Annotated in this window: 1 pseudogene; it reads left to right on the forward strand. The window is 67.0% G+C overall.

The features are described 5' to 3' along the window. Positions 1-37: 37 nt before the first annotated feature. Positions 38-288 (forward strand): annotated as a pseudogene (locus tag ACSNOK_RS33815) (ABC transporter substrate-binding protein); the annotation flags it as partial.

Below are 288 nucleotides of genomic sequence, written 5' to 3' on the forward strand. Positions count from 1 at the left end.
TCGGAGAACGGCACACACCACTGATGAGGATGCGAACGTGAGGAAAAGGGCCCGTTTCTGGGCGCTTCCGGCAGGTACGGCCCTGGTCGCCGCACTGCTCACCGGCTGCGGTGACGAGCAGGGGACGAGCGCCGGCCAGGGTGAGCGGATCGTGATGGGGATTACCGACGAGGTCATGGCCGTCGACCCCGCCTCCGGCTACGACCCGGGATCCTGGCTGGTCTTCAACAACGTCTTCCAGTCGCTGCTCAGCTTCCCCAAGAGCGGGACGGAGCCCCAGCCGGAGGC

Source organism: Streptomyces sp. URMC 126, from assembly GCF_051386555.1.
In the GTDB taxonomy this organism is placed as follows: Bacteria; Actinomycetota; Actinomycetes; order Streptomycetales; family Streptomycetaceae; genus Streptomyces.